Source organism: Rhodobacter sp. 24-YEA-8, from assembly GCF_900105075.1.
Lineage (GTDB): Bacteria > Pseudomonadota > Alphaproteobacteria > Rhodobacterales > Rhodobacteraceae > Pseudogemmobacter.
Window position 1 is genome coordinate 18,340 of sequence record NZ_FNSK01000003.1, and the last position, 25,689, is coordinate 44,028.

The following is a 25,689-nucleotide window of genomic DNA, read 5'->3' on the forward strand; positions in this document are numbered from 1 at the left end:
GATGACAGTAGCAGCCGGGGAAGTGGCAGCAGCCGGTGCGCCGCTGCTCCCACCGCTCAGGATCGAAACCATCGCACTGCGGTCTTATCGCGCGTTTAGCGCCGAGCAGGAGATTTCGGTCGCCGGCCGGAATCTTATCGTTTACGGCGAAAACGGCGCTGGCAAATCCTCGATCTACAAGGCGCTGCGCGACCTGTTTGCGCGGCGGCCCAATCGCAACGCGCTCATGACCAACGCGCATGTCCATCCGCTAGATCCATCCCTTACCCCCCGCATCACCGTCACTTTCAACGACGGGAATGCGGCGCTGGAATGGACCGAAGCGCGCCACCCCGGCCTGCCGACGGCCGACCCGCGTGTGGCGATGGCGGCGCTGCGCAGCTCATTTCTCGACTATCACGCGTTGCTGGAAACTAACGCCTTTCACGGCCAACGCCGCCCAAACCTGTTCAGCCTCGCCGTCGAGACGCTGCTTGCCGACTTTGCAGACGCGACTTCGGGTGCGACCTTGGGTGAGCGTTGGGCAGGGGTCGAGCGCACAAAACCATTCAAGCACCTCCGAAGCGGCATTCATCTCCCACCGGTTCAGGCTGCTTGTGACGCCTTCAACTCAGGCTTTCAGGCGGCCCTCGACGCACTGCACCCTCACGTCAACACATTGCTGACTGATCTGGGTCACCCTGAAATGGAGCTGGAACTCTTCGAGCGGGGAACGGTCGCGTACAACAGTGCGCGCCTCAAGTCGATTCGCGGGTTCACAGGGCGCGAGTTGTTCCTTCGCCTCAAATTTCGCGGCCATTATCCCGAGCAGCCTCAGCATTTCTTGAATGAAGCGCGACTCTCTGCGCTCGCGCTGGCCTTCTACCTGGCTGGCCGCCTTGCTTGCGTGCCCTCGGCACCATCGGCCGCGCTCAAGCTGCTGGTGCTCGACGATGTGTTGGTCGGCCTTGACTATGCCAACCGACGTCCACTGCTGGCCGTGTTGGCGAACCACTTCTCGGACTGGCAGATCGTGCTGCTTACCCACGACCGCCATTGGTTCGAGGTCGTGCGCGCGGCAATCCCAACCGATCTTTGGACCTGTCATGAGATGTACGAAAGTGTCGCTGTGACGGGCGAGGCGACGCCTCTGATAAGATCGGTGGAGGCCGACATCGTGGTGGCCACGCTTCAGCAGGCTCGTGCCTTTATTGCCCAGAAGCATTTACCAGCCGCTGCAAACTACGCGCGATCTGCTTGCGAGCTATTGTTGCGCAAACAGTGCGAAAAGAAAGGCGTGAAGTTTCCGTATAATTCCGACCCCAAGAAGATCATGTTCGAGAGACTAAAGAAGGGCCTTGAGGATAACTTTATCGGGAATCAAGCTAAGCTCGATGCGCTGGCGGCGATCACTCCGCACCAAACCAGGATCCTTAACCCGCTGTCTCACGACCCAACGACTTCGCTAAATGAAGCCGAAGTGACGGCTGCTATTAACGCAGTTGAGGCCTTAATAGCAGCACTGCGAGCCGACTGATTGCGTTGTCCACTTGACCTGCTCTTGGTCCTTCAACTACCGTCTCCGATCGCAGCTGGATGAAAGACCAAGAGCAGCTCATCGTCGCAATGGCACCATGGCAGAGCTTCGATAATGGGCTGGGTGAACCACAGGCCCTTCAGATAGGTTTCAACCACAGCTTCGGAGTTGTCTATCTGATCCGCCTCAAACCTCAATCCATAGATGGGTCAGCTCTATCGGCTGCAAACCCGCCGCGCGATCATGCGTTGACAACAGGAGGGCAAGCTTGAGACTAGGACGTGTTGACAAAAGGGATTCCACTGATCGATGCCCTGTGATTCAAGCTCATCTCTACGTGGGAGATGAACTTGGCACGCAACCTGATATCCGATGATGAGTGGGCCTTCTTCGAGGGGTTCATTTGTGCCGTCCGACACCCGAATGGGCGCAAGCCATCCAATCATCGTATTGTTCTGAATGGAATTTTCTGGATAGCGCGAACAGGCGCGCCGTGGCGGGATCTGCCTGAAGAGTTCGGCAAGTGGTCCTCGGTCTATCGCCAGTTCCGGCGCTGGACTCTGGCCGGACTGTGGGAGGATATCCTGGACGCGCTGAACCACGCGGGGATTGCGCCAGACAAACTGCAGATGGTCGACAGCACCGTGATCCGTGCCCATCATCATGCGGCGGGCGCAAAAGGGGGACTCCGAAAGAGGCTTTTGGCCGTTCAAGAGGTGGGTTCTCGACCAAGATCCACCTCCGCGTCAACGGCGCTGGCCTCCCCATGAGAACCGAAATCACGCCCGGACAGGATTCAGACTACACCGGCTACGATCTGGTGATGGCTGACAATCTGCCACAGCCCGCCGTTCTTGTCGCGGACAGGGGCTATGACTCTGATAAAATTCGGGAAGACATCGAGAGCCGCAATGCTCTTCCGATGATACCGATGCGAAAGAACCGCAAGCTGCGCAAGGCGGTCGACATGACGATCTACACGCTACGCAACATGGTCGAGCGGTGCTTCAACAAGCTTAAGAACAGTCGCAGGCTGGCAACCCGCTACGACAAGACCGCAGACAGCTTCCTAGGTGTCATAGACATTGCCTGCATCAGGCTATGGATCCGCCATTTGTCAACATGACCTAGATCGGTAGGGCTTCAGGGCCATCAATGGCCCAAATGCCATAACCGAGATTGATAACTGCTGGCCTTGAAATGAATAGCCCCATGTTTCGTGGACGCCTTCTTTGCTAATTTTGAGGCAAGGAGGCCATGATGGGCACAGCCACTTTCAGCGACGACTTCAAGCGCGATGCGGTCGCTCAGATCACGGAGCGGGGCTACCCGGTCAGCGAGGTTTCTGAACGGCTCGGGGTGAGCAAGCACTCGCTCTATGCCTGGAAGCGCAAGTTCGCGAAGACGGCATCAGGCGAGACCGAGAAGGATGCCGAGATCCGCCTGTTGAAGCGGGAGCTGGCACGGGTTTCCGAGGAGCGCGACATCCTAAAAAAAGCCACCGCGTATTTCGCCAGGGATGCAAAGTGAGATACGCGTTTGTGGCCGAGCATCGGAGGCAATTTTCTGTCCGGGCAATGTGTCGCTGCCTGCGCATCCAGCCAAGCGGGTTCTATGCCTGGCTACAGGCTCCAATGAGCGTGCGCGCTCAGGAAGACAGGCGCCAAACTGAGCTGCTGCACAAGGCCTGGACCGAGAGCGGGAAGGTCTACGGCTATCGCAAACTTCACGATGACCTGATTGATCAAGGTGAAAGCATCTGCCCGAACCGGGTTGCCCGGCTTGCACAGCTTGCGGGGATCAAGGCGGAGATCGGCTATAAGCGCCGCCCCAGCAGCTATGGCGGCAAGCCATCGGTCGTGGTCGACATCGAGCCGGTGAACGCCACCGGTTCGAGAGAACCGGCGAGGCCTCGACCGGCAGTTCGACGTCGAAGCACCAGACTGGGTGTGGGTGACCGACATCACCTACATTCGGACGCAGGAAGGTTTTGCCTATCTTGCCGTTGTCATCGACCTCTATTCCCGGCGTGTGGTCGGCTGGGCGATGCAAAGCCGTCAGACGACAGATGTCGTCTTGCAGGCCTTGCTCATGGCTGTCTGGCGACGCAAGCCGAAGAACAAGGTGCTGATCCATTCGGACCAGGGCAGTCAGTTCACCAGCATGGATTGGGCTGCGTTTCTGCGCGCCCACAATCTTGAGCATTCGATGAGCCGCCGCGGCAACTGCCACGACAACGCAGTCGCCGAAAGCTTCTTCAACCTGCTCAAGCGCGAGCGGATCAGACGCAGGACCTACCGGACCCGCGAAGACGCAAGGCAGGACGTGTTCGATTACATCGAGATGTTCTACAACCCGAAGCGCAAGCATGCGAGAAACGGGATGCTGTCGCCCGCCGAGTTCGAACGGCAGCAGAAGATGAGACGCGAAGGCGTCTAAGAAACTCGGGGCTATTCAAAACGAATCTTTCGACTGGCAGCGAGAGCATGGCAGAGATCAGATTTCTGTCCAGATTCAACTTTCTGGCGAGACAAACTTTATAATAGCCGTTCTTTGGGTTGTGTGTTCATTCTGGGCAGAAGAGAGTTCCGGCATTCTCATAAAAGGTCCGCCGGTGCAGGAGGTCGGAATGTTTACGCCGCGATCCACCGTTGTTGATATGTTCGGATCCTCTGTTCCGATCTGGATTTTCGCCTGCCTCGGCGGCATCTGCGCTGCATTGATCCTGCGCGAGGTCATGATCCTTGTCGGATGGCACCGGGACCTGCCACTGCCGGAAATCTTCTATTCTGCCCTCGGCCTGATTGCCGGCATCCTGATCAACCTGATCTGGATCGGTGGTTACCAATGACCCGCCGCCAGATTGCCGGGATCATCGTTGGGTTCACGGTTCTGGTGGCGCTTGGCCTTGCCATCTGGGCATGGCGCACATCGCGCAGCCATCCCGTCACAGATGCCGCAACCGTCTCTGCCCCTGTCGTGAACATCACGGCCATCGTTCCCGGGCTGGTGGCCGAAGTGGCGGTGCATGACAATCAGGCGGTCAGCGCGGGCGATCTTCTTTTCAGGATCGACCCCGAACCCTATCAGCTTGAACTCAATCAGGCCAAAGCGCTGCTGGCATCCGCTGAATCAGAGCTGCGACAGGGTGAGGGCAATCTGGCGCTGGAGCAGTCGAATGCCGATGTCGCCGCGCGCCAGATCGAACGCGCCACCAACAATCTCGAACTGGCAGAGGCCACCCTCGCGCGATTGGAGCCTTTGCTCCACAAGGGCTATGTCACCGGCCAGGAGGTGGATGCGGCGCGAACGGCGGTGCGCGATGCCACTGTGACGCTGGAGCAGGCCCGCACCCATTCCAGCGGCACCACGGCCTTTGTAGGCACGCTTGATACGCGTCGCGCACAGGTCGATGCTGCCCGCGCAGCGGTCGCCCTGGCTGAGCGCAATCTGAAGCACACCGAGGTCCGGGCGCCCCGCAGCGGCGTGCTGGCAGGCATGACCCTGACCAGCGGCGAATTCGTCATCACCGCGACGCCGCTGTTTACCCTGATCGACACCAGCGCCTGGCGGGTCTCGGCACTGTTTCGCGAAACCGAACTGCCGCAGATCAAGGTGGGTGACGAGGCACGCGTCTTCCTTCTGGCCGCGCCCGGCCTAGCGTTCAAGGGCCGCGTGACGGGGATCGGCTGGGGCGTGCAAACGGCGGATGAACTGAACCTTCTGGGCCTGCCGCTGGTCGCGAGCAAGCTCGACTGGGTGCGCGCCGCGCGCCGCTTTCCGGTCGAGATCGAGCTGGAGGCCCCGCCTGAGGGGCTGGTGCGGCTGGGAGCATCGGCCTCGGTCCGCATTCTGGGGGCGGAATAATGCAGGGGGGGCTGGCGCAGGTGCTGGCCCGCGAGTTGGCGCCCGTTCCGGGGCGGCTGCGGGATGCGCTGGCGCTGACCGGGCTGGTGGGGGTGCTGGTCTTCCTCAGCATGTCGATGCGAGTGCCCGAGGCGGCCCTGTCCTGCTATCTCCTGTTTTTCGCCTGGCGCGACAATGCCGGGGACGGGATCTTCACCGCCGTCAAACTGTCGCTGGCCGCAACTTTTGCGGTGATCGTGGCCAACCCCATCCTGCAAGCCGTGGTCGATGAGCCGATGCTGAGGCTTGCCGCTTTGGCCGCCTTCACCTTCACCGGCATGTTCCTGTCGCAGGCCAGCCGGTTGGGATCGCTGGCCGGAACGGCGGGTTTCGTCTTCGCCTTCATGCTGACGCTTTATGACATCGTGCCGGTGCCCGAATTGCTCAGCCGGGCGCTGGAATGGATCTGGGTGGTCCTGGTGCTGCCGATGGTTCTGCTGGGCCTTTGGTCGGCGCTGGCCGGAACCCGGCCTTTGTCGCTGATTGAAGCCAGGATCACCGCGCGCCAAACTGCACTTGCAAACCCCTCCGGCCCCGAGGCGCAGCACCTCCTGAACGAGGGGATGGCCCCGATGGATGCGCACCTGAAATTCGCGCGACTGATGGGGGAGGCCCGGGGCGTCGCCGCCGAGACCCTCGCACAGCGCGCTGATGACAGCTATTTCGCGCTGGCTTTGGCAGAGGCCGGTCTGGAACCGCGTCCCGGCAGCGGTGCCACCCAGCCTGGCCGCCAGGGGTTTTTCATGCCGGACGCCTTCACCAATCCGGGCTATCTGCAGTTCGCGGTGAAAGTGCTGATCGCGGTTCTGCTGACATACGGCTTCTATACTGTCTTCGGCATGTTCGAGATCCACACCGCCATGATCACCTGCTTTTATGTGGCGCTTGGCACATCTGGGGCCACAAGGCACAAGATCATGCTGCGGGTGATCGGCTGCCTGATGGGGGCCGTTGCGGGTGTTCTTGCCATGGTTCTGGTGATGCCCCATGCCACGGATATCGGCTGGCTGCTCGCGCTGATCGCGCCGGTCACGTTCCTCGCCGCATGGATTGCGCTTGGGTCCGAACGCAGCTCCTATGCGGGCTGGCAGATGGCCCTTTGCTTCTACCTGGTCACCCTGCACGGCTTCGCGCAGCCGGGCGATATCAGTGCGGCCACGGACCGGATTATCGGTATTCTGATCGGCAGTGGCGTGATGTATCTGGTCTTTGCGGTGCTCTGGCCTGACGCCGCATCTGCCGAGGCCCGCAATCAGCTGACAGCGCTGGATCGGGGGCTTGCCTCTGCGAGAACACCTCACTCAGGCCGGGATATTGCGCGTTTGCGTGCGCCATTGGCCCTAGCCCGAGCGCATGCGCAAGATGCGGGTTATGAGCGCGAGGCATTTCCACGCGCAGAGCTTGACGCCGCATATGCCCGGTATCTGGCATTTCTCAGAAAGTCTTTTCATGACGCGTCCTGACCTCCGCCTGATCCTGTGCTTGCCGCTGACCGTCCTGGTTTCGGGCTGTGTGCTGCCGGAAAGCGCGCCGATCCCCGGTGAGGCCGGGGTGCCGCTGGTGCTGGCCGCAGACGCGCGCGTCACCGAAGGGATGCTGGCTCCGGCCTCCGGAAAGGCGCAGCGTTATGATCTGCCCACGCTGATCGACCTCGCACAGCGCAACAACCCCCGCACACGTGCGGCCTGGGAGCGCGCGCGGCAGGCCGCCGCCGCCGTGGGCCTCGTGGATTCAACCTATCTGCCGAGGATCAGCGCTGAAATCCTCGCCGGCGCAAACCGGGGCAGCAGTGCGGCGGCGCAGGACCCTTTGGGCATTTTACCGGCTGGCACGGTCGACACCACCGCCGGGGTTGGGGCGGCGGTCATCTCGATCCAATGGCTCCTGTTCGATTTCGGCGTGCGGGATGCGAGCCGCAAAGTCGCAAGCGAGGTCTCACTCGCCGCCAATGTAGGTGTCAGCGGGGTGCATCAGGCGCTGATCCATGAGGTCACCCAAGCCTATTATACGCTTGAGGCCGCCGTTGGACGGGAGGCTATTCAATCGCGCAGGCTCGCCGCTGCGCAAGAAATCGCAGCGATGGTCAGCGCCCGCCGCGCGCAGGAGCTCGCGACCGTCACCGCGACCGCGCAGGCCAATCAACTGGTTGCACAGGCGCGCTTCGATCTGACCCGGGCGCAGTCCGAAACCGCCGTTGCCTCGACCCGCCTGGCCACCCTCGCAGGCCTCTCACCGGGGACGAGGATCACGCCGACAGGTCGTTCAGGTGGCGCGCTTCCATCTGCCCCGCCAGCAAGGCTGGACAGCTTCCTGAAGGAGGCATTGCAGCGTCGACCAGATCTTCAGGCCGCCTTTGCCCGCGCCCGCGCCAGCCGGGCAGGCGTCGAAGCGGTTGAGGCCGCATTCCGCCCCAAAATCGTGGCCAGCGCCGCATTCGGGCATACCATGCTTGACGGCTCGGTGCGCGACGATCGCATTGGAGGCATCTCCGGCGAGACGGACCGGTCCGTCGCCGGTGTCTACGTGGGCGTCTCCATCCCGCTCTGGGATGGCAATGCCCGCAAGTTGCGGCGGGACGCGGCACTTGCCGATGCTGCGGCGGCCGAGGCCGAGGCCGATCAGCTGCGCCGCCTGGCGGAGGGGGAGATTATTGCGGCCTATGAGACCCTGAAGGCAGCCCTCGCCGCACACGCCGCCGCAGATGAGCTAGTTGCAACGGCGCAGACCACCTATGATGCCGCCCGGTCGATGGCGGACCAGGGCCTTGCCACCGTGGCCGAGGTCGATACCGCTTTGAAGATGCTATACGATGCTGAAATTGCGCGCGTGGAAGCTGCGCATTCTGCGCGCTCCTCCGCAGCGTTGCTCGCTTTCGCCTGCGGTCAGATCGGCGTTGGATAAGACAGTTTCAAATGTCGATGACAGAACACTTTGTCCGCTTGTAAACCTCGGCCCTTAGCCGCCGATCAGCCACGACATATGCTGCATGGCCGCATTCTCGGAAGCTGCCATTCATCTTGTTTTACAGCAAACACCGAGCTGGGTCGGTAGCGGCGCGGGACGAAGCTGCGGGTCGCAGATGCAGCGACAGAACCAAGCCCATCTCGGACTGATCGATCAAACGGGCTGAAAGCCGGCTGACGGCGGTGCAAAAGCGATCATTGGTCATGAGTCACTCCTCCGGTTCGTCGTCGCGGCTAGCCGAGGGCAGAGTGCAGTCTTCGGGTATTGTATATTTGTTCGATGAAGATCGGCAATCGCTGGGCGACGTCGGTGAAGGTCTCGTAACCCGCGCGATAGACCTCCTCGACCTTCAGCGTCTTCATGAAGCTCTCCGCCTGAGCATTGTGGTAGGGATTGCCGACGCTGCTCATTGATCCGCGCAAACCGGCAGCCTCCAGCGCTTCACGATACAGTTGAGACGCGTATTGGGCGCCGCGGTCCGTATGGTGAATGCAGCCGGGCGGCGGCCGCCTGCTTGCGACAGCGGATTCCAGCGCCGCCAGGGCGAGCGGCGTGTCCAGGCGCTGCGACAGGGCGTAACCCACAACCTTCCGGCTGCAGGCATCGAGGATGACCGCGAGGTAGCAAAAGCCCTGCGTGACGCGAATGTAGGTGAAGTCCGCGACCCAAACCTGATCGAGGCAGCGTGGGATAGTGTTGCGATAGAGATTCGGGTAGATCGGGTTGTCATGCCGACTGTCCGTGGTGCGCACGTAGCGCTTTCGCGGTCTGATCCCGAGCCCCGCCAACCGCATGATCCGCGCCACTTTCTTGTGGTTCACCACAAGTCCGCGGCGACGCAGCTCATGCGTCACCCGCCTGTAGCCGTAGACGGGGAACTCGTCCTGGATGTCTTCGACGATAGCGGTGATCTCGGCATCGGTGAGCCCAGCTTCCGAAGTCGTCGGGCGGTAGTAGAGCGTGCTCCGCGGCAGGTTCATAGCTTTGCACCCCCGTCTGACAGAGCACCCCCCGGGCCGGTGACGATGGAGGATCTCCCGCTGCTGGCACCGTGTGGCGGGCGCGATGTTTTTTTGACAAGATCCAGCTCCATCGTCAGTTGTCCGACCTTGCGCTCCAGCGCCGCGATCTTCGCCTCGTATTCGGCAATGACGCTCGCCTCGGCCTCTTCGCTGGTCAGCTCTCCCCGGTCGAACTGCGTCAGCCACATGTGGATGAGGTTGGCCGAGATATGATGCGTGCGCTGCGCGTCGCGCCGACCGATCACCCCGGCGCGGATATCCTGGCACAGCTGCAGCTTGAACGGCGCCGAATGTCGCCGGTAGGGACCGCGTGATGACATGAGCCTTCTCCCATTAAGGCCCGCTCAGCGTATCAGTTCTTCAGGCTCCCGTGGTCCAGCCGATGGGGTTCACTCCATGCCCGGGTCAGTTCCGAGTGCAAATCAACAGCAGAACGCCAACAAGTATCGGCGTTTTATGCCAGATATGTTCTTATTATCCGCCGCGCATGTCATTCCTGTATAACAACCAATAATCTTGCATTATCGGACATATTTTCACCACGGAAGTGGAGTCGACGATCTGCGCATCTTCACAAACGTGGGAAGCTTCTTTGCCCTCAATTCTGACCTATTCTGACGGCGCCTCAGCCAGATCCTATTCGTGCTGCCCCCCTGAAGCTCCCTCAGACTGATGTCGCATCCGCCCAACGTGAAGTAGCAGATGTGATGCGGCAAAGCTGAATCCCCGAAGTGCAGATTATCGGGATGATCAAAGTTCAGCAGGTGGGCTTGCCGATGGCTGAACTGTGCCGCGGCATGGGCTCTGCCCTGCGACTTTCTGCAACCTGAATTCCAGCGATGGCGGGATGGACCTGTGAGACATAAAGCGCCTGAGGCAGCCGGAGGAAGAGAGCACCAGCCTGACACGCCTGGTGGCAGCTGTCATGCCCGACAATATTGTTCTATAGGATCTGCCAGGAAAGCCCTGACGACGCCGATGCAATGACGGAACGCGGTGTCGCTTGCATTAAAGACAGAGCCGATGAATGCCACCGGTTCTGGTGAACAGGCGACGTCCGGTCTCTCAGCGCCGGGCCGGCGTCCTGATCGGTGTAGAGCAGAGGAACGTGTGGAGCGAGCCGCCGCCCGACACGCTAGAGATCCATCAGGAAATGCACAGGATCGCCGGGAAGCGGCGCGGGTTTTACCAGCGGTCCATGGCTGTGATCTGGACCACGTGGGCATGGTGATGATCGATAAATGCTCTGCCGCATCTGTCGGAGAGAAGGGTCATCAGTGCGCTGGCGTCCTGGGCGCCACGGGGCACGCAGCCGACGCACACCGATGCCAGACACCGATGCGAGTGCCAAGGCGACCGAACCAGCGCTGGTCGCCAGACTATCTGTCGGAAACATTCGGGGCCTGCCACAAGTTCCGCAACGTGGCCTTTATCGCCGGCACCAGTATCTCGGTCACCAGGGTCGCGCGGAAACCTGATGCCCTGGTTCTTCCGACCTATGGCAAGCCCGACCGCATTGTCGCTGACATGGGCACCGGTTTCACCAGCCATGCGATCCTGAAATGAGCGAACAAGAACGGTGACGGATGGCGCAACTTCCCCCCGGCAAGCCACAGCAGAATGGCTGGATCGTTCCCTTCGACGGAAGTCCGCGCGACAAATACCTCAACGAAGATATCTTCGACAGCCTCGTCTATGCCCGGCGCAAGCTGGCCCTGCTGCGATACGACGACACCCACGTCAGGCCGCTATCATCGCTGTGCAGCCAGACCCCAACAGAATCGCGCCGGGCGGTTGAGCTGTTTAATGGCAGCACGCCCGGCACGCTTGCCACAGCCGAAACCTCTGCCTGTCAAAGCCAGGGACTTCCGCTATGAACGAGAGACAACCGGGGGCAAGTCGGGAGTGATCACGTCGGAGGGAGATCCGATGCACCCTCCCTTATGCCGTTTGCCGCCAGGCCTGTCGGACCAGATGTCGTGCTTTTTGCACCCTGCCCCACAGCGACAAGGTCGCTTTCGCCTACATCATGGACCACATGTTGTCAGATCAGCCCCGGAGCACTTTCGGCCCTCATCCCCTTCCGCAGCCTTAACCCGTTTTCATGCACCCCGGGCAGTCGAGCAGCGGAGCCACCTGCGGCCGGCCATTTCGCGCGCATCGCCCGATGACCGGATTGCGGGCACTGCAGGCCGCGAGGGGCGCTCCGTGACGTGACCGCGCGGCTATCATTGTTGCTTGAGGGAAGTGGCGACCTCTGCGGAGCATAGGGGCAGGGTTCGCTTCGGCATCGGCCCCCTCCCCTGCCCTTGCGTTACCTGTCGGTAACCTGAGCGCAGGTTCAGGTTACCGACAGGTAACAAATGAAACGGGCGACCAAAAGGCCGCCCGCACAGATCGCCGAACTCGCGTCGCACCCTGCCCGCAGATCAGTCTCCTGAGGAAAGTGCCGCATGAAATGCCTTTACCGCCCGCTCCAGCACACGGCGCTCGACTGACGCAAAATCGATGGCTGCCTTGATCCGGAACTCTCCCTTTCGCGCCGTAACTTTCGACTCTCCGACATGGAACTCAAACTTCTGGCGCTCCGCCGCCTGGGGCTGCGAAAGCCGCGCACCCGCGCCGTCTGGGGCACCCAAAAAGGACCGCAGCACCGCCGTCTGTTCCTCTGCGGATGTCACAGCGGCAAGCCTGCCACGCAAATCCGCCACGCCATCCTCACCCAAAGACGCAAGACGGCGCGCGATATCCACACCCAGATCGCGCGGCACCGCCTTGGGAAAGATCAGCGCCTCACCGAGGCTGCTGACCAGCGTGACAAAGCTGCGGATATAGGCGCGCTTCACCTTGTGCAGCGAGCGGAACAGCCGCGACACCGCCTCGTCCGTGCCATTGATCCCGGCCTGCGGGTCCTGTGCCAGCTGCACAGCAATCTGGGCCATTTCCGCAAAAGTCAGATCCTGCCGGATGACGTTCTCTTCCACCATGTCGACATAAAGCTCTGCCCGGTCAGGCCCAGCGACTGTCACGCGGGCAAGGATGGTCGCAAAGCGCGGATCGCTGGTTTCCGTTGACAGCTGCCGCAATGCGGTCAGCCGGCGCCAGCCGGTCTTGAGCTGATAGGCCCCGGAGGCGTCGATAAAGACCTCGACCGGCTCCCGCTGGCCACGCTCGCGCAGCGAGGCCTTCAGCTCATCCATCTCGTCGCCGATGGCCACCGTGTCCAGATCAAGCCGGTCACGCGGCAGCGCATCACTGGCAATCTGATCCAGCGGCAACGCCACCAGCACCCTGCCCTCTTCGCGTGCCGCCCGCAGCTCTTTGGCATCCGTCGCATTCTGGCGGCGCTGCTCAATCAGACCTTCGCTGGCCTCTTGCGCGCTGGCCGCGCTCTCGCGCACCGCAACGCCCATCGGGCCCGGCTCACGGCTGCGCCGCGTTGGCGCGGCTGGCAGATCCGCCGCAGAGATCCCGAAACGATTGCCCTTGCTGGTCACGTCCTGGCCTCCTTTGCGGTGTTGCGGGCCTTCCAGGCCGCAAGAACGGTAAGCTTGAATTCCTGATAGGCATTGTCAAAAGACAGTCGGGCACGTTTCCAGGTCTCGCGGGTCATCTCACGGTAGTCCTGTTCGTAGACCGACATCTGGAACCTGCCGGATTGTTCGACTGCGCGGGTCATTTCAATCGGGTTTTGACAAACATCCGCACCGAACACATTGCGGAAAGCCTCCAGCATCGCAGTATGCAAAGGGTTGGCGCTCTCAAACCGTGTCATCAGAAGCCGTATATCGAGGAAAGCCTTGGGCAGGGTGATCCCGGCATCTGATGCGATCTTCTCAAAGCCGACGCTGATTTCCTGCAGCGCATCCCCCAGCTGGCCGAGGAATGACGTGGTCGAGTCATATTCCCAGTATCCCGGCCCCGACGGAATATAGAGAACATCAGCCGCAAAAGCCGCGTTCAGCGACTGGTACCCAATGGCGGGCGGGCAGTCGAAGATCACAAGGTCATACTGGTCTTCAGGCAGTTCATCGAGGTAGCGCGCGACACAGCCGAAGAACGACCAGGCCTTGTGCAGGGAGCGATACTGGGCGCTGGCGAATTCAACAAAAGCTGCGTTCGCACATGAAGGGATGATGTCAATGGTGGGCCAGGAGGTGTTCTGAATGAAATCCTGCGCCCGCATCAGGCCGATTTCCTGCACATCTTTCGGCAGCTCATCTGCGGCGGGGTAGGGGCAGTCAGCCGGGTCGTCATAGGTTTCCATGATGCGGTCGGCCTCGCGGCACAGGTCCCGGCACATGATGCCCCAGACCGTGTTCCACTCTTTCACCTCAACCAGACCCATCGAATGTGTCAGCGTGGCCTGGGGGTCAAAATCGACCACCAGCACGCGGTAGCCATCCAGCGCCGCCGCATTCGCCAGGTGCTGCGCTACAACCGTCTTGCCGACCCCTCCCTTAAAGTTCGATACAGCAACTCGCAGCGCGCGGCCCTTTGGACGCTCAGGCAACATTGCGCGGCCCCGAAAGCGGATGCGCCGCCGCAGTTCATTGATCTCTTGCAGCGAGAACCAGCGCTGTCGCCCGTCATCCTCGACCGTACCCTGTGGCAGCGAGGGATCCTCGGCCAGCTTCTTGCGCAATGTGTCGGCAGGCACATCAAACATGAAGGTTGAAATTTCCCAGATCGAGAAGGGCCGCAGCGTTTTCACCTCTGAGGGTGAGAAGGTCGCCCGACGCACTGCAGCCTGTTGCGCAAGGCTGCGCTCATTCATGTCCTGCAAATAGCTGTAATCGCGCATCTGAAACTCGCGTTGTTGTTCGTTAGAACGTGAATAGCGCGAATTCCAGATTGTGCCAAACAAGAAAAGCGCAAATTCCCGTTCTTTGCGCCGATTCGCTCAAGAAAGCGCTGGCTTTCTGCGCAAACTCTATATTTGGTGACAGATGACCCGGGATAATCCAGAATTTGGTGACACCCGGGGCGAATTAGGGTGACACTCTGGCTGTCACCCTATACCTAATATACCTGATTTCTTTAAAATTTCTTGATAGGTGAAAAATCCCGTCTTCGAAAAGCATTTGACAAATAACGGGATCGTGTCAGTTTGAGATCCAAGAAGGAATCGGAACAAATCCGGCAGATGGGCAGTATCATGCAAAGTCACAGATTGACCGGCCCGGGGGCAGGCAGTGAGAAATATGATCTTCTGACAGCAATGGCCGTCAATGGCCTTTCTGCCGGTGGCACCCGCCAGGCGACAATGATGCGGCTGATCGCGCTTGTCACGGCACGCTATAACTGGGCGGCGGATGAGGTCACGATCGGGCAGCGCGAGATGGCCGCGCTCTGGTCGGTGGATCAGCGCACGGCCAAGCGCGAAACGCGCAGGCTGATCGATGCCGGATTGCTTGAGATCTCACGGCCAGGCGTGCGGGGCAGGGTGGCCTCCTATCGTTTGTGCCGGGCAGAGATCTATCGCCAGACCGCGCCGGGCTGGGCCAGTGTCGGGCCTGACTATGATGCGCGCATGTCCGCTCGCCACATCGTGCCTGAAGAGGCGCCGGCTGCCGCCGAGGTAAGTTCGCCCAAAGTGGTGCAGGTCAATTTCGGAACGCGGCCTGTAGCGCTTCCTGCTTCGGCGCCATGGGATAAGGTTCTGGCGCGTCTGGCGGCCGATCAGCCGGGCACCTATGCAGCATGGTTCAGCCAGCTGAAGGGGGGCGAGCCCGGTCACGACGGAACATTGCGCGTTGTTGCGCCGTCAAGATTCCTCGCCGTCTATATCGCAAGCCGGCTTATGGTGCCTTTGGAACGGGCCGTGGCCTATGGATACGGGTGCAATCTGCGGTGCAGTGTCGTCACTGAGGATCAGGCCTGATTATTCTCATATTTCTTCCATAGTTTTGAGTATTTGTGAGGCTTGTTCACAAAAAGCACTGCTGAAAAGACAGAGGCCGTTTTGCTGGGGCCTCGCCAGGCTGGCAAGATCACGCGGGCATTCGCAATTTCCGCCTTCCGGCCTGAGCATCATCCCGGCTTCCCCGAAGTGATCGCAACAAGTGATGGGCAGCACGCGGGTTTCGTTTCTCTTACAGAGCGTTGAAATGCCACCGCCCGCACGAAGGCGGGCGGGGTTGCGATAGGGGGCTGGTAGGTCCGGAGCGAACCTCTGGGGTCATTCAGCTGAGGGTATCGTCTTCTTCAAACTCCTCGACACCGCGCAGCTCGGCAGGGAGCAGCGCAGGCGGGGCCATGCCACCGAAAGGATCCATGAACAGCCTCTCGATCAGCGGCGCGCGGTGGGCATTGCTGTCGGCGAGGATCAGGATCTCGTGACGGTCCTGGTCAAAGCGGGCTTCACTGATCTCACCGGCATCGCGCAGCCGTTCCAGCTCGGTCAGAACGGCATGGGTATAGTCGCGCAGCTCGACCGGGTCTGCGGGGCTGGCAGAGATCTCGTCGAACCGGGCCAGATGGGCGAAAGCGAAAAGCACAAGCTGCATAAGTGCGTCACCCGCAGGCGCGCCACGGTTCATACGATCCGCGACAAGCGCCTCTCCGGCGGAGGTCAGCTCGATGCCAAGGGTGACGAGGAAATCCCGCAGCCCTTCCAGCAGATCTGGGTCGAGCGATGCGCTCAGCTGCGCGGCCTGGACCGCCATCGGCACGCCGCCGATATCATCGGCATAGCCGACAGGCACCGGGCGAGGGCGGGTCTGAACGGGAGGCTGCACGGAAGGCGGTAACTCGATGGCGCTGGCGGTGAGCCGGGGATCGGGCTCTGGGGGCGCCATCGGTATGGGGTCGGGCAGCGGTTCGGCCACCAGCTCGGGTACCGGTTCCGGCACGGCAGCCTCCGCCGCAGCCCCGGCTGTCAGCGGAACCGGATCGAAATGCTCAGCCGGTGTTTCGGCAGTCTCCTGCGCAGCACCGTCCTCTATCAGTCCGGGATTCGGCTCAGGCGATTCAACTGGGACCGTCAGCGGTCGCAGCACCATCTCGCGCCGCCTGCCAAGGAGCCAGCCGAACCAGCCCGGCTTTGTCTCATATTCCTCGACCAGGCCTGCCGCTTTCAGCCCGACCAGCAGCCGTGCCACGTCGAGTCCGCGCCCGCGCCCGACGACCGACAGGCGGATGCGAGGGACAGGGCCTAATTCGGCATGGAGCTTTTGGATCAGGATCAGCAATTCCTGCTCGGCGCAGTCGCCTGGTTTCTCTTGCATGATGCCCTCACTAGAGATCGGGCGCAGCAAATCGCAGATTGCCGCAGACTGGTCAACGGCAAGTGAAGCCGGTCGCAGATCAGATCCTGCCGGATAGCGTCCTGGTTGTCGGCTCGGGACGCGCGCAGCGGTATCTGCGCGCACAGGGAGATCGCGTTATGGATCAGCAGCGCGGGGGGGCCAGATCTTCCAGCAGTGCATCGCGGGTATTGGACAGCCAGAGAACCCCCGCGGACAAGGCCTTCGTTCTTGCCGTACAGCACCGGCCATAACCCCGACAGCGCCGAAGCTGATACCCGCAACCAGTGTCTCGGCATGGTCCCGCCCGCCAGGCCGGGCGATCGCATTTCCGGGTTATATGGCCATGGTGCGCTTTCCCGGGGATCTCACGGGATTGCAGCTGAGTGAAGCCCAGGGCTCGGTACCTTCGGGAAGACCGATAACTACAACACAGAAGAAATCTGTCACCCTGATTTTGCAGGCAAAGGGCTGCGCTACCGCCCAACAAATCGTGCAGGGCTTTCCCCCATAATCCCTTTGAACATGGCGATGAAGGCAGAGGCGGTGGCATAGCCAAGATCAAGCGCGATGGTCTCGACGCTTACATCCTCCTGTAGCATTGCGATGGCGCGAACCGCACGTTGCCGGTTGCGCCATTCGGTCAGAGACATTCCCAGATCCCGTTTACACAGACGAAGCAGCGTCCGTTCACTCAGCCCGAAAGATCGGGCAAGTATGGCGGTGCTTCTCCGATCCGACGGATTGTCGTGCAACGCGGCCAGCAGTCGTTTCAAAGCGGGCTCGTCGCTGTCGGGCAGGAAGCTCTGCGTCACCGGACAGCGCTCCATCTCGTCGACCATCACGCGCAGCAGTCTCGCGTGCTGTGGTGTGTCATCGAAAGAGGCCGGTTCCAGCCGGTCGAGCATTGCCCGGAGCAAGGGCGTCACGCGCAGAGAAACCGGTACCCTTGGCATTCCGGCGCAAAGTGACTGATCAATATAGATCGAAACATGCACCGTGGCCTTGCGATTATATCCGACCTGATCGGCCCCGGCCGGGATCCAGAAGGCCATATGTGGCGGCGCCAGCAGCACCTGACCGCCGGTTCGCAACTCGGTCACGCCACTATAGGAATAGACGAACTCCCCCCAGGGGTGTCGCATGAAAGGATAAGTTCCGTTATCCGGCATGGCTTCGACCCGAAACCAGATCGGCGCTGGCAGGGTGATATGTCCGGGCGGCTGGCGGAGATGGGGCGGTTGCATGATTGGCAGATTCCCGGAATGGAATGGCGGATAATCAATATATGCACCAATATCGCCAGAGGTAGATAAGGCAAGTGCTTTAACGGACGGCCCCTTCCATGAAACGACCGATTGACCTTACGGCCTTTGGGCTGATGATCCTGCTTTGCCTCACCTGGGGCCTGCAGCAGACCGCTATGAAACTTGCAGCCCCCGGCATCGACCCGATGCTGCAGATCGGGCTGCGCTCCGCCATGGCGGCGGCACTAGTCTTCGCCATCAGCCGACTTGTCCGCCGCGACCGCTGGCTGCCCCGCATTTTCCTTGGCCCGGGCCTGCTGGCAGGCACGCTTTTCGCGCTGGAGTTTCTGCTGGTGGCCGAGGGGCTGCGCTGGACCACGGCATCGCATATCGGGGTATTCCTTTATACCGGGCCGATCTTTGCCGCCATCGGGCTGCATTTTGCCCAGCCGGATGAGAGAATGGCGCGCGTTCAGTGGCTGGGGGTGGCGATAACCTTCACCGGAGTGGCGGCAATCTTCCTTTTGCCAGAGCTGCGCGGCAAGCAGCCCCTCGCGGCGTCGATGATTATCGGTGACCTGCTTGGTCTTGGTGCCGGTATTGCCTGGGGGCTGACGACGGTCGTTATACGCACCTCACGCCTTGCCAATGCGCCTCCGTCCCAGACGCTGACAAACCAGCTTTTCGTCGCGGGCATTGTGGCCCTTGCATTCAGCGCAATGACCGGACGCCTCGATATGCAGCCCAGTGCCGGCGACTTGGTAAATCTTGGGTTTCAGACCATAATCATCTGCACCGTCAGCTTTATGATATGGTTCCGCCTCCTTCAGGTCTTTCCGTCCTCCCGCCTGGGCGTGCTCAGCCTCATGACGCCCGTTTTCGGTGTGATGTCAGGTGCGCTGCTGCTGGGCGAACATCTGACGCCGGACTTCCTCTTTGGCGGCGCGCTGGTGCTTCTGGGGATGCTTACGGTTCAGGCCCACGACCTGCTGCTGCGTCGTCGCTGCCTCAGGCAGGGGCATGCCGGAACAAGCTGAGAGAGGTGATAATCCCCTGGAAAAACAGGGCGTTATATCTAAGTAGCGCAGCTCTGCCAGATGGTCGGGACTGGCGCGGGGGGCGGGATGAAGCAGATCCGGTTCTGGACATGGCTTGGTTTTCGGGTGCTTATGTCCTGGCAGAGATATATCTATTATCTGTAATGTTGTATATAACAAATCTGTGGATGGATTAGCACCGGCGAAGCAGCTAGCATCTGGCGAAGAGAAAGAGGGGTCGGATGTCCGGTATCTCCAATGCACATCGGATCAGGAACGCTCTGGAAAATGCCATTGTAGAAGGCATTCACGCCCCGGGTTCGCGTCTCGATCCTGAGGCGCTGGAACGCGAGTTCGACTGTTCCCGCACCCCGGTCCGCGAAGCGTTGCATCAGCTGGAGGCCTCGGGCCTTGTGCGGGTGATGCCCAAGCGCGGCACCTATGTCAGCTCCTGGTCGGTGGAAGAGCTGGCCGAACGGTTCGAGGCCATGGCCGAGGCCGAAGCCACCTGCTGCCGTCTTGCGGCGCGGCGGATCACCGCCCCGGAGCTGGCGGCTTTAGAGGCGCTGCACCGGCAATGCGCGGCCCTGGCCGAAGCGGGCGATGCCGAGGGCTATTACCGGCATAATTCTCTGTTCCACCATGCCATCTTCCGCGCGACCCATAATGCGTTTCTGCAGCAGGAGACGGAGCGGCTGCACGCGATGCTGCAGCCCTACCGGCGGATGCAGCTGCGGGTGCGCAACCGGATCCCGCGTTCATGGAGCGAACATGATGCGATCCTGGCGGCAATCCGGGCCGGGGAGGGCGAGGCGGCCGCTATGGCCATGCGCGATCATGTGATCGTGCAGGGTGACCGCTTCCATGACCTCGTGGCCGCGCTGCGGGCCTGTGCGCCGGCGGGGCGCTGAGCCGTCTCAGCCGCTGACCGAACTGAGCATCAGGCTGGTCTCGCTGTTCAGCACGCCGTCGATCATGCGGATCTCGCGTAAGAGCTCGTCGAAATGCGACAGGCTGTCGGCACGGATTTCGGCGATGAGATCCCAGCCGCCATTGGTGGTATGCAGCGCCACCACTGCCGGCAGGCCGCGCATCTTGCGGATCACCTGCGAGGTCGATTTCCCCACCACCTCGATCATCATGATCGCCCGGAACGAGCCGCTTTCGTAATCCTCGCGCACGCGGATTGTGAAACCAAGGATCGCGCCCGCGCTGAGAAGCCGGTCGAGGCGGTTCTGAACCGTCCCACGCGAAACCCCAAGCGCATCGGCAAGCTTCGAGAGCGGCGCACGCCCGTCAGCCCGCAGAAAGCTGATCAGCTTGCGGTCCAATTCATCGAAAACGAGTTTCGCCTGATCCTGAGTTGCCATCCGCTTCCTGACGATATTTGCAATACGACTATAAGATGTGATCAAAATAATTCAGAATAATGACGGATTATAGCATTTAATTTGTATATTGCTCTGTCAGACACTTTTGCTCACGGTCCTGAACCCGCCTCGACCCAGGAGAAAAAGATGCAAAAACCAGTCCCGTCCGGTCGGGCGCTTGTGCCCTTTGTCAGCGTTGAAAACATGGCGCGCCTGATCACCAGCATCGGCCTGCCGCGCCTGCTGACAGAGCTTGTCGATTACATCGAACAGGATTTCTTGCGCTGGCAGAGCTTTGAAAAATCGCCGCGCCTTGCGTCGCATTCCGAAGGCGGCGTGATCGAACTGATGCCGACCTCGGATCATGTGAATTATGTCTTCAAATATGTGAACGGCCACCCGGTCAATCTGCAGCGCAACCTGCAAACCGTTGTGGCCTTCGGCGTGCTGTCGGATGTCGAAACCGGCTATCCGCTCCTTCTGACCGAGATGACGCTTCTGACCGCGCTGCGCACGGCGGCGACTTCGGCCATGGTGGCGCGGCTGCTGGCGCCGAAAGACGCGCGCGTGCTGGCGCTGATCGGCAATGGCGCGCAGGCCGAATTCCAGGCCATTGCCATGCAGACCATTTGCGGCATCGAAGAGGTGCGGCTTTACGATATCGACCCCGCCGCCACCGCCAAGACCGCGCGCAATCTTGCGCAGACCGGTCTCAGGATCGCCGAATGCAAAAGCGTCGAAGAGGCCGTCCTGGGCGCTCAGATCATCACCACCTGTACCGCCGACAAGCAAAACGCCACCATCCTGACCGATAATCTGGTCGGCGATGGGGTGCATATCAACGCGATTGGCGGCGACTGCCCCGGCAAGACCGAACTGGCCGCCGCCATCCTAAACCGCTCGGATGTGTTTGTGGAGTTTCCGCCCCAGACCCGGATCGAGGGCGAGATCCAGCAGATGCCCGAGGATTTCCCGGTGACCGAGCTTTGGCAGGTGCTGAACGGCGAGCGCCCGGGTCGTGTGTCAGACCGCCAGATCACGCTTTTTGACAGCGTGGGCTTCGCCATCGAGGATTTCAGCGCCGTCCGCTATATCCGCGACAAGATCCGGGACACTGACTTTAAAGAGGATCTGGACCTGCTCGCAGATCCCGATGACACCCGCGATCTCTATGGCATGATGGGGCGCATCGCCGGCGCCCGCGACGAGGGCGCCGCAAGATGAAGGCGATCCGCACCTCGGTCCAGGCCCCATCCGATGTGGTGATGATCCGGCCGCATCTCTTCACGGTGAATACGGAAACCGCCTCGGACAATGTGTTCCAGAAGATGGAAGAGGCGGCCGCCGATCTCTCCGGTCTGGCGCATCAGGAAATCACCCGCGCTGTCGAGACCCTGCGGAGTCATGGCGTCCGGGTGCATCTGTTCGAGGATGAGGGCCGGGACACCCCGGATTCCGTCTTTCCGAACAACTGGTTCTCGACCCATGCCGGCGGCCATGTGGCGATCTACCCGATGAAGGCGCCCAGCCGCCGGCGTGAACGCAGGGCGGATATCATCGAGATGCTGAAAGCCGAATACCGCGTTCAGGACGTGATCGACTATTCCGGGCTGGAACCTGACGGGCTGTTTCTGGAAGGTACTGGCGCCATGGTTCTCGACCATATCGACCGGGTGGCCTATGCCGTCCAGTCCGAGCGCACCAATCCCATCGCGCTGGAACGGTTCTGCACCCATTTCAACTTTGAGCCGATGGTATTCGCCGCGGCGGACCGGCATGGCGTGGCGATCTACCACACCAATGTGCTGATGTGCATCGCAACCGATTACGCGCTTGTCGGCCTGTCTCTCATCACCGATGCCGCGCGGCGCGACGAGATTGCGAACCGTCTGCGCGATACCGGACGCGAGGTGATCGACATCAGCGAAGAGCAGATTGCCCGTTTTGCAGGCAATGCGCTTGAACTGAGCGGAGAATTCGGGCGAATCCTCGTGATGTCCACCACTGCCCGCGAAAGCCTCTCGCAGCAGCAGATCGATATGATCCAAACCTCGACCCCGATTGTCGCGCTGGATATTCCAACGATTGAACGGGCCGGGGGATCTGTGCGCTGCACGATTGCGGGGCTTCATCTTACCCGCCGAACCAGGTAGGTCAAAACCGAAACTGCCCGGCGGCGTCATCGCCGCCAGGCAGAAACTGCAACCCCCGCTGCGGGACTTCCTTTCGGCCCCATCTTCAGGTGACTTCCATGACCACGACCCCCGTTTACCGTTTCAACTCGGTCATTCTGCGCGCGCCGTCGCGTTCGATTGTGAATGGCCTGCGGGCGCTGGATACCGGCAACCCGACCTATGAGGGCGTGAAGGCTGAGCATGAGGCCTATATCGCGGCGCTGACCGATGCCGGCTGCGAAGTCACGCTTCTGCCGGCGCTGGAAGAATTCCCGGATTCCGTTTTCGTCGAAGACCCTGCGCTGGTGTTTTCCGAAGGCGCGGTGATCCTGCGCCCGGGCGCCGAGACCCGGATGCGCGAAACGCAGCATATCGCGCCGGTCCTGCGCGAAAAATTCGCGACCGTGCTGGAACTCGCCGAGGGTGGCTATGCCGATGGCGGCGATATCCTGACCACACCGGACCAGGTGATGATCGGCCTCTCGGCCAGGACTGACCGCAAGGGGGCCGAGGCGTTGCAGGATTGTCTGACGCAGCTTGGTCTCAAATCCTCCATCGTGGCCACGCCCGAAGGCGTGCTGCATTTCAAGACCGACTGCTCGCTGGTTGGTGATGATCTGGTGCTTTCGACGGGCCGGCTGGCAGCCTCGGGCGTGTTTGCCGGGCTGCGCACCCTGATCGTGCCCGAGGGCGAAGAAGCCGCCGCAAATGCGCTGCGCGTGAATGACGTGGTGCTGGTGGGCAAGACCTTCCCGCGCACCATCGACCTGCTGACCGCTGAGGGCCTGAATGTCGTCGCCATCGACACGACCCAGATCGGCAAAGTGGATGCGGGCCTGTCCTGCATGTCTCTTCGCTGGTTTGATCCCAAAAAATAAGTAAAAACAAACCACCCCCAACTCCTGACAGGGAAAGACGATGAAAAAGACCCTCCTCTCCATGGCAGTCCTCGCGGCGGTTTCGACCGCCGCCCATGGCGAACCGCTGCGCCTTGGCGTCAGCCCCGAGCCCTATATGCCGATGACCTCGTTCGATTCCTCGGGCACCTGGATCGGTATCGAGGCCGAACTGACCAATCTGCTTTGCGCCAATATCCCGGAAGGCTGCGAAATCCGCCAGATGACCTGGGAGGCGCTGATCCCCGCCCTCCAGGAGAAAAAGTTCGACTTTATCGTCGGTGCCTTCTCGGTCACCGATAAGCGTCGCGAAGTCGTTGATTTCAGCACGCCCTATGTCTACGCCCAGACCGACGTCATCGGCGCCAAAGCAGACAGCCGTCCGCTTTCGCTGGTCAAGGATCCGAATGGCGAGGGCGAAGTGCTGTCGGAGGAAGGTCTTGATGGCGTCATCTTCGGCGTGCAGGCCGCAACGATCCAGGCGAATTACATCGCGATCTACCTGCCCGGCAATGGCACCCAGAACTACAATAATGCCGATAATGCGATCTCGGATCTCATGGCGGGCCGCGTCGATTACATCGTCGTGGACAGCGATTACGGCAAAGACTTCCTGACCTCGGCCGATGGCGCGGAATATGAAACCAAGATGCGCCTGCCCAATAATATTGTCCTTGGCGAAGGCGTGGCCTATGCCGTGCGCAAGGGCGATGCCGAGACCCTCGACAAGGTGAATACCGCGCTCGGGAAGCTCCTCGAGGCCGGCACCGCCAAAGAGATCCTGACCAAATGGGGTCGTGAGTAAGCAATCCTTCCGGGGCAGGGCCAGTCGGCACTGCCCCGATTTTCTGCAAGGGCGAATACAGGCCGATGGACTCAAAATGGGAATTGCTCGGCTGGGGTGATGCCGGTTGGGGCGACCAACTTCTGCATGGCTTCATGATGACGATCGTCGTGTCAGTGATTGCCTATGGGCTGTCGCTCATGATCGGACTTCTGGCGGCCCTGAGCAAACTGTCCGCGAGCCGCATACTGCGCGGCATTGCCAATACCTATACGACGATTGTGCGCTCTCTGCCCGAATTGCTGGTCATCCTGATCGTCTATTTCTCGCTGGTCGGCGGGGCGGAAAAGCTGCTGAAGAGCCTTGGGCTGGTCAGTGACAGGTTTGAATTCAGCGGGTTCTGGGCTGCGGTCGTCGCACTGGCCTTCGTCAATGGCGCCTTCATGACCGAGGTGATGCGCGCTGGTATCCTTGCGGTGCCAAAGGGCCAGACCGAGGCCGCCGAGGCCATCGGCATGCCGCGTGCGCTTCTGTTCCGGCGGATCGTCCTGCCGCAGATGCTGCGCCATTCGGTGCCGGGCCTGGGCAATCTCTGGCTTGCCATCACCAAGGAAAGTGCCGTTGTGGCCGTGCTTGGCACGTTCAACGAGCTGCTCTTTACCGCCTATCGCGCCGCCGGGGTGACCAAGGAATACGGGCTCTTCTACAGCGTGGTTGCCGCTGCCTTCCTCCTCATATCGCTGGTTTCCATGGCGATCATCCATCGCATCGAAAAGCGTGTGGGAAGGGGGTTCTGATGATCAGCGATATTCTTCAGTTTCTGCCGCCGCTGATAAAGGCGCTGCCGCTTACGCTGATGCTGACTGCAGTCGCCGGCACACTCGGGCTGATTTTCGGCATCCTCCTGGCGCTGGCCAGGATTTCAGGCTACCGGATCCTTGTCTGGCCCTCGTTCACGCTGGGTCTTGTGATGCGGGGCACACCGCTCCTCGTGCAGCTTTATCTGGTCTATTATGGGCTGGGCGAACTGCTGCCCGGAACCTGGGTGCGCCATTCCTGGCTCTGGCCCTATCTGCGCAATGCGATCTGGTATGCGATCCTTGTGCTGACCATCAGCCAGGCCTGCTACAATGCCGAAGTATTGCGCGGCGCCATTCTTGCGGTGCCCAAAGGCCAGATCGAGGCCGCCCGTGCCATCGGCATGAGCCCGGGGCGCATCTTCCGCCGCATCACGCTGCCGCAGGCCTTCCATGCGGCGCTGCCGGTTCTGGCCAGCGATGTGATCATCCTCCTGAAGGCGACTTCGCTCGCCTCGACGGTCACGATCATGGAAGTGCTTGGCACTGCCCGCGCGCTGCAGCGCGAAACCATGATGATCCTCGAGCCGCTGATCGCAGCTGCGATCATCTATTTCGTCGTCGTTCTCATCCTCACGCAGCTCACGACACTGCTTGAGCGCAAAGCAACCAGCTATCGCGCCCGATGACCGGGCGATGGGCCAAACCGCGCGCTGCGGAAAGGATTAA

At 61.0% G+C, this 25,689-nt stretch carries 21 protein-coding genes and 3 pseudogenes; 17 read left to right on the plus strand and 7 right to left on the minus strand.

The features are described 5' to 3' along the window. Nucleotide 1 precedes the first annotated feature (1 nt). The 7 genes and pseudogenes from BLW25_RS19110 (at nt 2) to BLW25_RS19140 (ending at nt 8,323) form a co-directional block, all read left to right on the plus strand. On the plus strand, nt 2–1,516 hold the full coding sequence (locus BLW25_RS19110; protein ID WP_092903158.1) for an OLD family protein: 1,515 nt from the start codon (nt 2–4) through the stop codon (nt 1,514–1,516). Nucleotides 1,517–1,860: 344 nt separating this feature from the next. Continuing rightward, nucleotides 1,861–2,642 (plus strand): annotated as a pseudogene (locus tag BLW25_RS19115) (IS5 family transposase). Between the two features lie 134 nt (nt 2,643–2,776). Beyond that, nucleotides 2,777–3,955, plus strand: a pseudogene (locus BLW25_RS19120) (IS3 family transposase). A gap of 190 nt (nt 3,956–4,145) precedes the next feature. Then, complete coding sequence (locus BLW25_RS19125) at nt 4,146–4,367, plus strand: hypothetical protein (protein ID WP_092903162.1); 222 nt, start codon at nt 4,146–4,148, stop codon at nt 4,365–4,367. Next, a complete protein-coding gene (locus tag BLW25_RS19130; protein ID WP_092903164.1) occupies nt 4,364–5,383 on the plus strand; it encodes an HlyD family efflux transporter periplasmic adaptor subunit in 1,020 nt (339 codons plus the stop codon). Before BLW25_RS19125 ends, BLW25_RS19130 begins: the two co-directional genes overlap by 4 nt. Next, the gene (locus BLW25_RS19135; RefSeq protein ID WP_092903166.1) at nt 5,383–6,885 is read left to right on the plus strand and encodes an FUSC family protein; all 1,503 of its coding nucleotides are present in this window, start codon (nt 5,383–5,385) and stop codon (nt 6,883–6,885) included. Before BLW25_RS19130 ends, BLW25_RS19135 begins: the two co-directional genes overlap by 1 nt. Further along, on the plus strand, nt 6,872–8,323 hold the full coding sequence (locus BLW25_RS19140) for a TolC family protein (protein ID WP_171909654.1): 1,452 nt from the start codon (nt 6,872–6,874) through the stop codon (nt 8,321–8,323). Before BLW25_RS19135 ends, BLW25_RS19140 begins: the two co-directional genes overlap by 14 nt. Before the next feature lie 296 nt (nt 8,324–8,619). Here BLW25_RS19140 and BLW25_RS19145 read toward each other — a convergent pair whose 3' ends face one another. Further along, entirely contained in the window at nt 8,620–9,366 is a 747-nt protein-coding gene (locus BLW25_RS19145) for an IS3 family transposase (RefSeq protein ID WP_092903170.1), read from the minus strand. Continuing rightward, nucleotides 9,363–9,728 (minus strand): transposase, encoded by a 366-nt coding sequence (locus BLW25_RS25065; protein WP_092902453.1) that lies wholly within the window; start codon nt 9,726–9,728, stop codon nt 9,363–9,365. The genes BLW25_RS19145 and BLW25_RS25065 overlap by 4 nt, the downstream gene beginning before the upstream one ends. A gap of 426 nt (nt 9,729–10,154) precedes the next feature. On the opposite strand from BLW25_RS25065, the pseudogene BLW25_RS19155 reads away from it, so the two are divergent. Further along, nucleotides 10,155–11,285, plus strand: a pseudogene (locus BLW25_RS19155) (integrase core domain-containing protein). Nucleotides 11,286–11,837: 552 nt separating this feature from the next. Here the strand turns inward: BLW25_RS19155 and BLW25_RS19160 are convergent. Beyond that, the gene (locus tag BLW25_RS19160; RefSeq protein ID WP_249498920.1) at nt 11,838–12,905 is read right to left on the minus strand and encodes a ParB/RepB/Spo0J family partition protein; all 1,068 of its coding nucleotides are present in this window, start codon (nt 12,903–12,905) and stop codon (nt 11,838–11,840) included. Then, nucleotides 12,902–14,212 (minus strand): AAA family ATPase, encoded by a 1,311-nt coding sequence (locus tag BLW25_RS19165; RefSeq protein ID WP_092903557.1) that lies wholly within the window; start codon nt 14,210–14,212, stop codon nt 12,902–12,904. The genes BLW25_RS19160 and BLW25_RS19165 overlap by 4 nt, the downstream gene beginning before the upstream one ends. Nucleotides 14,213–14,566: 354 nt before the next feature. On the opposite strand from BLW25_RS19165, the gene BLW25_RS19170 reads away from it, so the two are divergent. Then, a complete protein-coding gene (locus BLW25_RS19170) occupies nt 14,567–15,292 on the plus strand; it encodes a hypothetical protein (RefSeq protein ID WP_092903559.1) in 726 nt (241 codons plus the stop codon). Between the two features lie 301 nt (nt 15,293–15,593). On the opposite strand, the gene BLW25_RS19175 is transcribed toward BLW25_RS19170, so the two are convergent. Both BLW25_RS19175 and BLW25_RS19180 read right to left on the minus strand, forming a co-directional pair. Continuing rightward, nucleotides 15,594–16,637 (minus strand): hypothetical protein, encoded by a 1,044-nt coding sequence (locus BLW25_RS19175; protein ID WP_143040567.1) that lies wholly within the window; start codon nt 16,635–16,637, stop codon nt 15,594–15,596. A 494-nt stretch (nt 16,638–17,131) separates the two neighbouring features. After that, a complete protein-coding gene (locus tag BLW25_RS19180; RefSeq protein WP_092903174.1) occupies nt 17,132–17,902 on the minus strand; it encodes an AraC family transcriptional regulator in 771 nt (256 codons plus the stop codon). A gap of 98 nt (nt 17,903–18,000) precedes the next feature. Here BLW25_RS19180 and BLW25_RS19185 point away from each other — a divergent pair, with 98 nt between their 5' ends. Both BLW25_RS19185 and BLW25_RS19190 read left to right on the plus strand, forming a co-directional pair. After that, a complete protein-coding gene (locus tag BLW25_RS19185; RefSeq protein ID WP_092903176.1) occupies nt 18,001–18,939 on the plus strand; it encodes a DMT family transporter in 939 nt (312 codons plus the stop codon). A gap of 242 nt (nt 18,940–19,181) precedes the next feature. Continuing rightward, nucleotides 19,182–19,850, plus strand: a complete 669-nt coding sequence (locus BLW25_RS19190) for a GntR family transcriptional regulator (RefSeq protein WP_092903178.1) — start codon at nt 19,182–19,184, stop codon at nt 19,848–19,850. A 6-nt stretch (nt 19,851–19,856) separates the two neighbouring features. Here BLW25_RS19190 and BLW25_RS19195 read toward each other — a convergent pair whose 3' ends face one another. Beyond that, nucleotides 19,857–20,309 carry an Lrp/AsnC family transcriptional regulator gene (locus BLW25_RS19195; RefSeq protein ID WP_092903180.1) on the minus strand — a complete coding sequence of 151 codons (453 nt, stop codon included), beginning with the start codon at nt 20,307–20,309 and terminating at the stop codon, nt 19,857–19,859. Nucleotides 20,310–20,456: 147 nt separating this feature from the next. Here BLW25_RS19195 and BLW25_RS19200 point away from each other — a divergent pair, with 147 nt between their 5' ends. The 6 genes from BLW25_RS19200 (at nt 20,457) to BLW25_RS19225 (ending at nt 25,649) form a co-directional block, all read left to right on the plus strand. Continuing rightward, nucleotides 20,457–21,533: an ornithine cyclodeaminase gene (locus BLW25_RS19200; RefSeq protein ID WP_092903182.1), complete on the plus strand. Its 1,077-nt coding sequence runs from the start codon at nt 20,457–20,459 to the stop codon at nt 21,531–21,533. Continuing rightward, nucleotides 21,530–22,462: a citrulline utilization hydrolase CtlX gene (ctlX, locus tag BLW25_RS19205; protein ID WP_092903184.1), complete on the plus strand. Its 933-nt coding sequence runs from the start codon at nt 21,530–21,532 to the stop codon at nt 22,460–22,462. The genes BLW25_RS19200 and ctlX overlap by 4 nt, the downstream gene beginning before the upstream one ends. Nucleotides 22,463–22,560: 98 nt before the next feature. Beyond that, nucleotides 22,561–23,361, plus strand: coding sequence for a dimethylarginine dimethylaminohydrolase family protein (locus tag BLW25_RS19210; RefSeq protein WP_092903186.1), 801 nt, complete (start codon nt 22,561–22,563; stop codon nt 23,359–23,361). A 40-nt stretch (nt 23,362–23,401) separates the two neighbouring features. Further along, nucleotides 23,402–24,184, plus strand: a complete 783-nt coding sequence (locus tag BLW25_RS19215; RefSeq protein ID WP_092903187.1) for a transporter substrate-binding domain-containing protein — start codon at nt 23,402–23,404, stop codon at nt 24,182–24,184. A gap of 65 nt (nt 24,185–24,249) precedes the next feature. Further along, the gene (locus BLW25_RS19220; protein ID WP_092903189.1) at nt 24,250–24,960 is read left to right on the plus strand and encodes an ABC transporter permease; all 711 of its coding nucleotides are present in this window, start codon (nt 24,250–24,252) and stop codon (nt 24,958–24,960) included. Continuing rightward, on the plus strand, nt 24,960–25,649 hold the full coding sequence (locus BLW25_RS19225) for an ABC transporter permease (RefSeq protein ID WP_092903191.1): 690 nt from the start codon (nt 24,960–24,962) through the stop codon (nt 25,647–25,649). The genes BLW25_RS19220 and BLW25_RS19225 overlap by 1 nt, the downstream gene beginning before the upstream one ends. Nucleotides 25,650–25,689 lie beyond the last annotated feature (40 nt).

What these genes read in the sequence shown, in the direction of transcription:
- BLW25_RS19215 (WP_092903187.1), top strand. Translation starts at nt 23,402, where the DNA reads ATGAAAAAGACCCTCCTCTCCATGGCAGTCCTCGCGGCGGTTTCGACC.
- BLW25_RS19110 (WP_092903158.1), top strand. Translation starts at nt 2, where the DNA reads ATGACAGTAGCAGCCGGGGAAGTGGCAGCAGCCGGTGCGCCGCTGCTC.
- BLW25_RS19225 (WP_092903191.1), top strand. Translation starts at nt 24,960, where the DNA reads ATGATCAGCGATATTCTTCAGTTTCTGCCGCCGCTGATAAAGGCGCTG.
- BLW25_RS19220 (WP_092903189.1), top strand. Translation starts at nt 24,250, where the DNA reads ATGGACTCAAAATGGGAATTGCTCGGCTGGGGTGATGCCGGTTGGGGC.
- BLW25_RS19125 (WP_092903162.1), top strand. Translation starts at nt 4,146, where the DNA reads ATGTTTACGCCGCGATCCACCGTTGTTGATATGTTCGGATCCTCTGTT.
- BLW25_RS19185 (WP_092903176.1), top strand. Translation starts at nt 18,001, where the DNA reads ATGAAACGACCGATTGACCTTACGGCCTTTGGGCTGATGATCCTGCTT.
- BLW25_RS19190 (WP_092903178.1), top strand. Translation starts at nt 19,182, where the DNA reads ATGTCCGGTATCTCCAATGCACATCGGATCAGGAACGCTCTGGAAAAT.
- BLW25_RS19165 (WP_092903557.1), bottom strand. Translation starts at nt 14,212, where the DNA reads ATGCGCGATTACAGCTATTTGCAGGACATGAATGAGCGCAGCCTTGCG.
- BLW25_RS19170 (WP_092903559.1), top strand. Translation starts at nt 14,567, where the DNA reads ATGCAAAGTCACAGATTGACCGGCCCGGGGGCAGGCAGTGAGAAATAT.
- BLW25_RS19200 (WP_092903182.1), top strand. Translation starts at nt 20,457, where the DNA reads ATGCAAAAACCAGTCCCGTCCGGTCGGGCGCTTGTGCCCTTTGTCAGC.
- ctlX (WP_092903184.1), top strand. Translation starts at nt 21,530, where the DNA reads ATGAAGGCGATCCGCACCTCGGTCCAGGCCCCATCCGATGTGGTGATG.
- BLW25_RS19135 (WP_092903166.1), top strand. Translation starts at nt 5,383, where the DNA reads ATGCAGGGGGGGCTGGCGCAGGTGCTGGCCCGCGAGTTGGCGCCCGTT.
- BLW25_RS19180 (WP_092903174.1), bottom strand. Translation starts at nt 17,902, where the DNA reads ATGCAACCGCCCCATCTCCGCCAGCCGCCCGGACATATCACCCTGCCA.
- BLW25_RS19195 (WP_092903180.1), bottom strand. Translation starts at nt 20,309, where the DNA reads ATGGCAACTCAGGATCAGGCGAAACTCGTTTTCGATGAATTGGACCGC.
- BLW25_RS19175 (WP_143040567.1), bottom strand. Translation starts at nt 16,637, where the DNA reads ATGCAAGAGAAACCAGGCGACTGCGCCGAGCAGGAATTGCTGATCCTG.
- BLW25_RS19210 (WP_092903186.1), top strand. Translation starts at nt 22,561, where the DNA reads ATGACCACGACCCCCGTTTACCGTTTCAACTCGGTCATTCTGCGCGCG.
- BLW25_RS25065 (WP_092902453.1), bottom strand. Translation starts at nt 9,728, where the DNA reads ATGTCATCACGCGGTCCCTACCGGCGACATTCGGCGCCGTTCAAGCTG.
- BLW25_RS19140 (WP_171909654.1), top strand. Translation starts at nt 6,872, where the DNA reads ATGACGCGTCCTGACCTCCGCCTGATCCTGTGCTTGCCGCTGACCGTC.
- BLW25_RS19130 (WP_092903164.1), top strand. Translation starts at nt 4,364, where the DNA reads ATGACCCGCCGCCAGATTGCCGGGATCATCGTTGGGTTCACGGTTCTG.
- BLW25_RS19145 (WP_092903170.1), bottom strand. Translation starts at nt 9,366, where the DNA reads ATGAACCTGCCGCGGAGCACGCTCTACTACCGCCCGACGACTTCGGAA.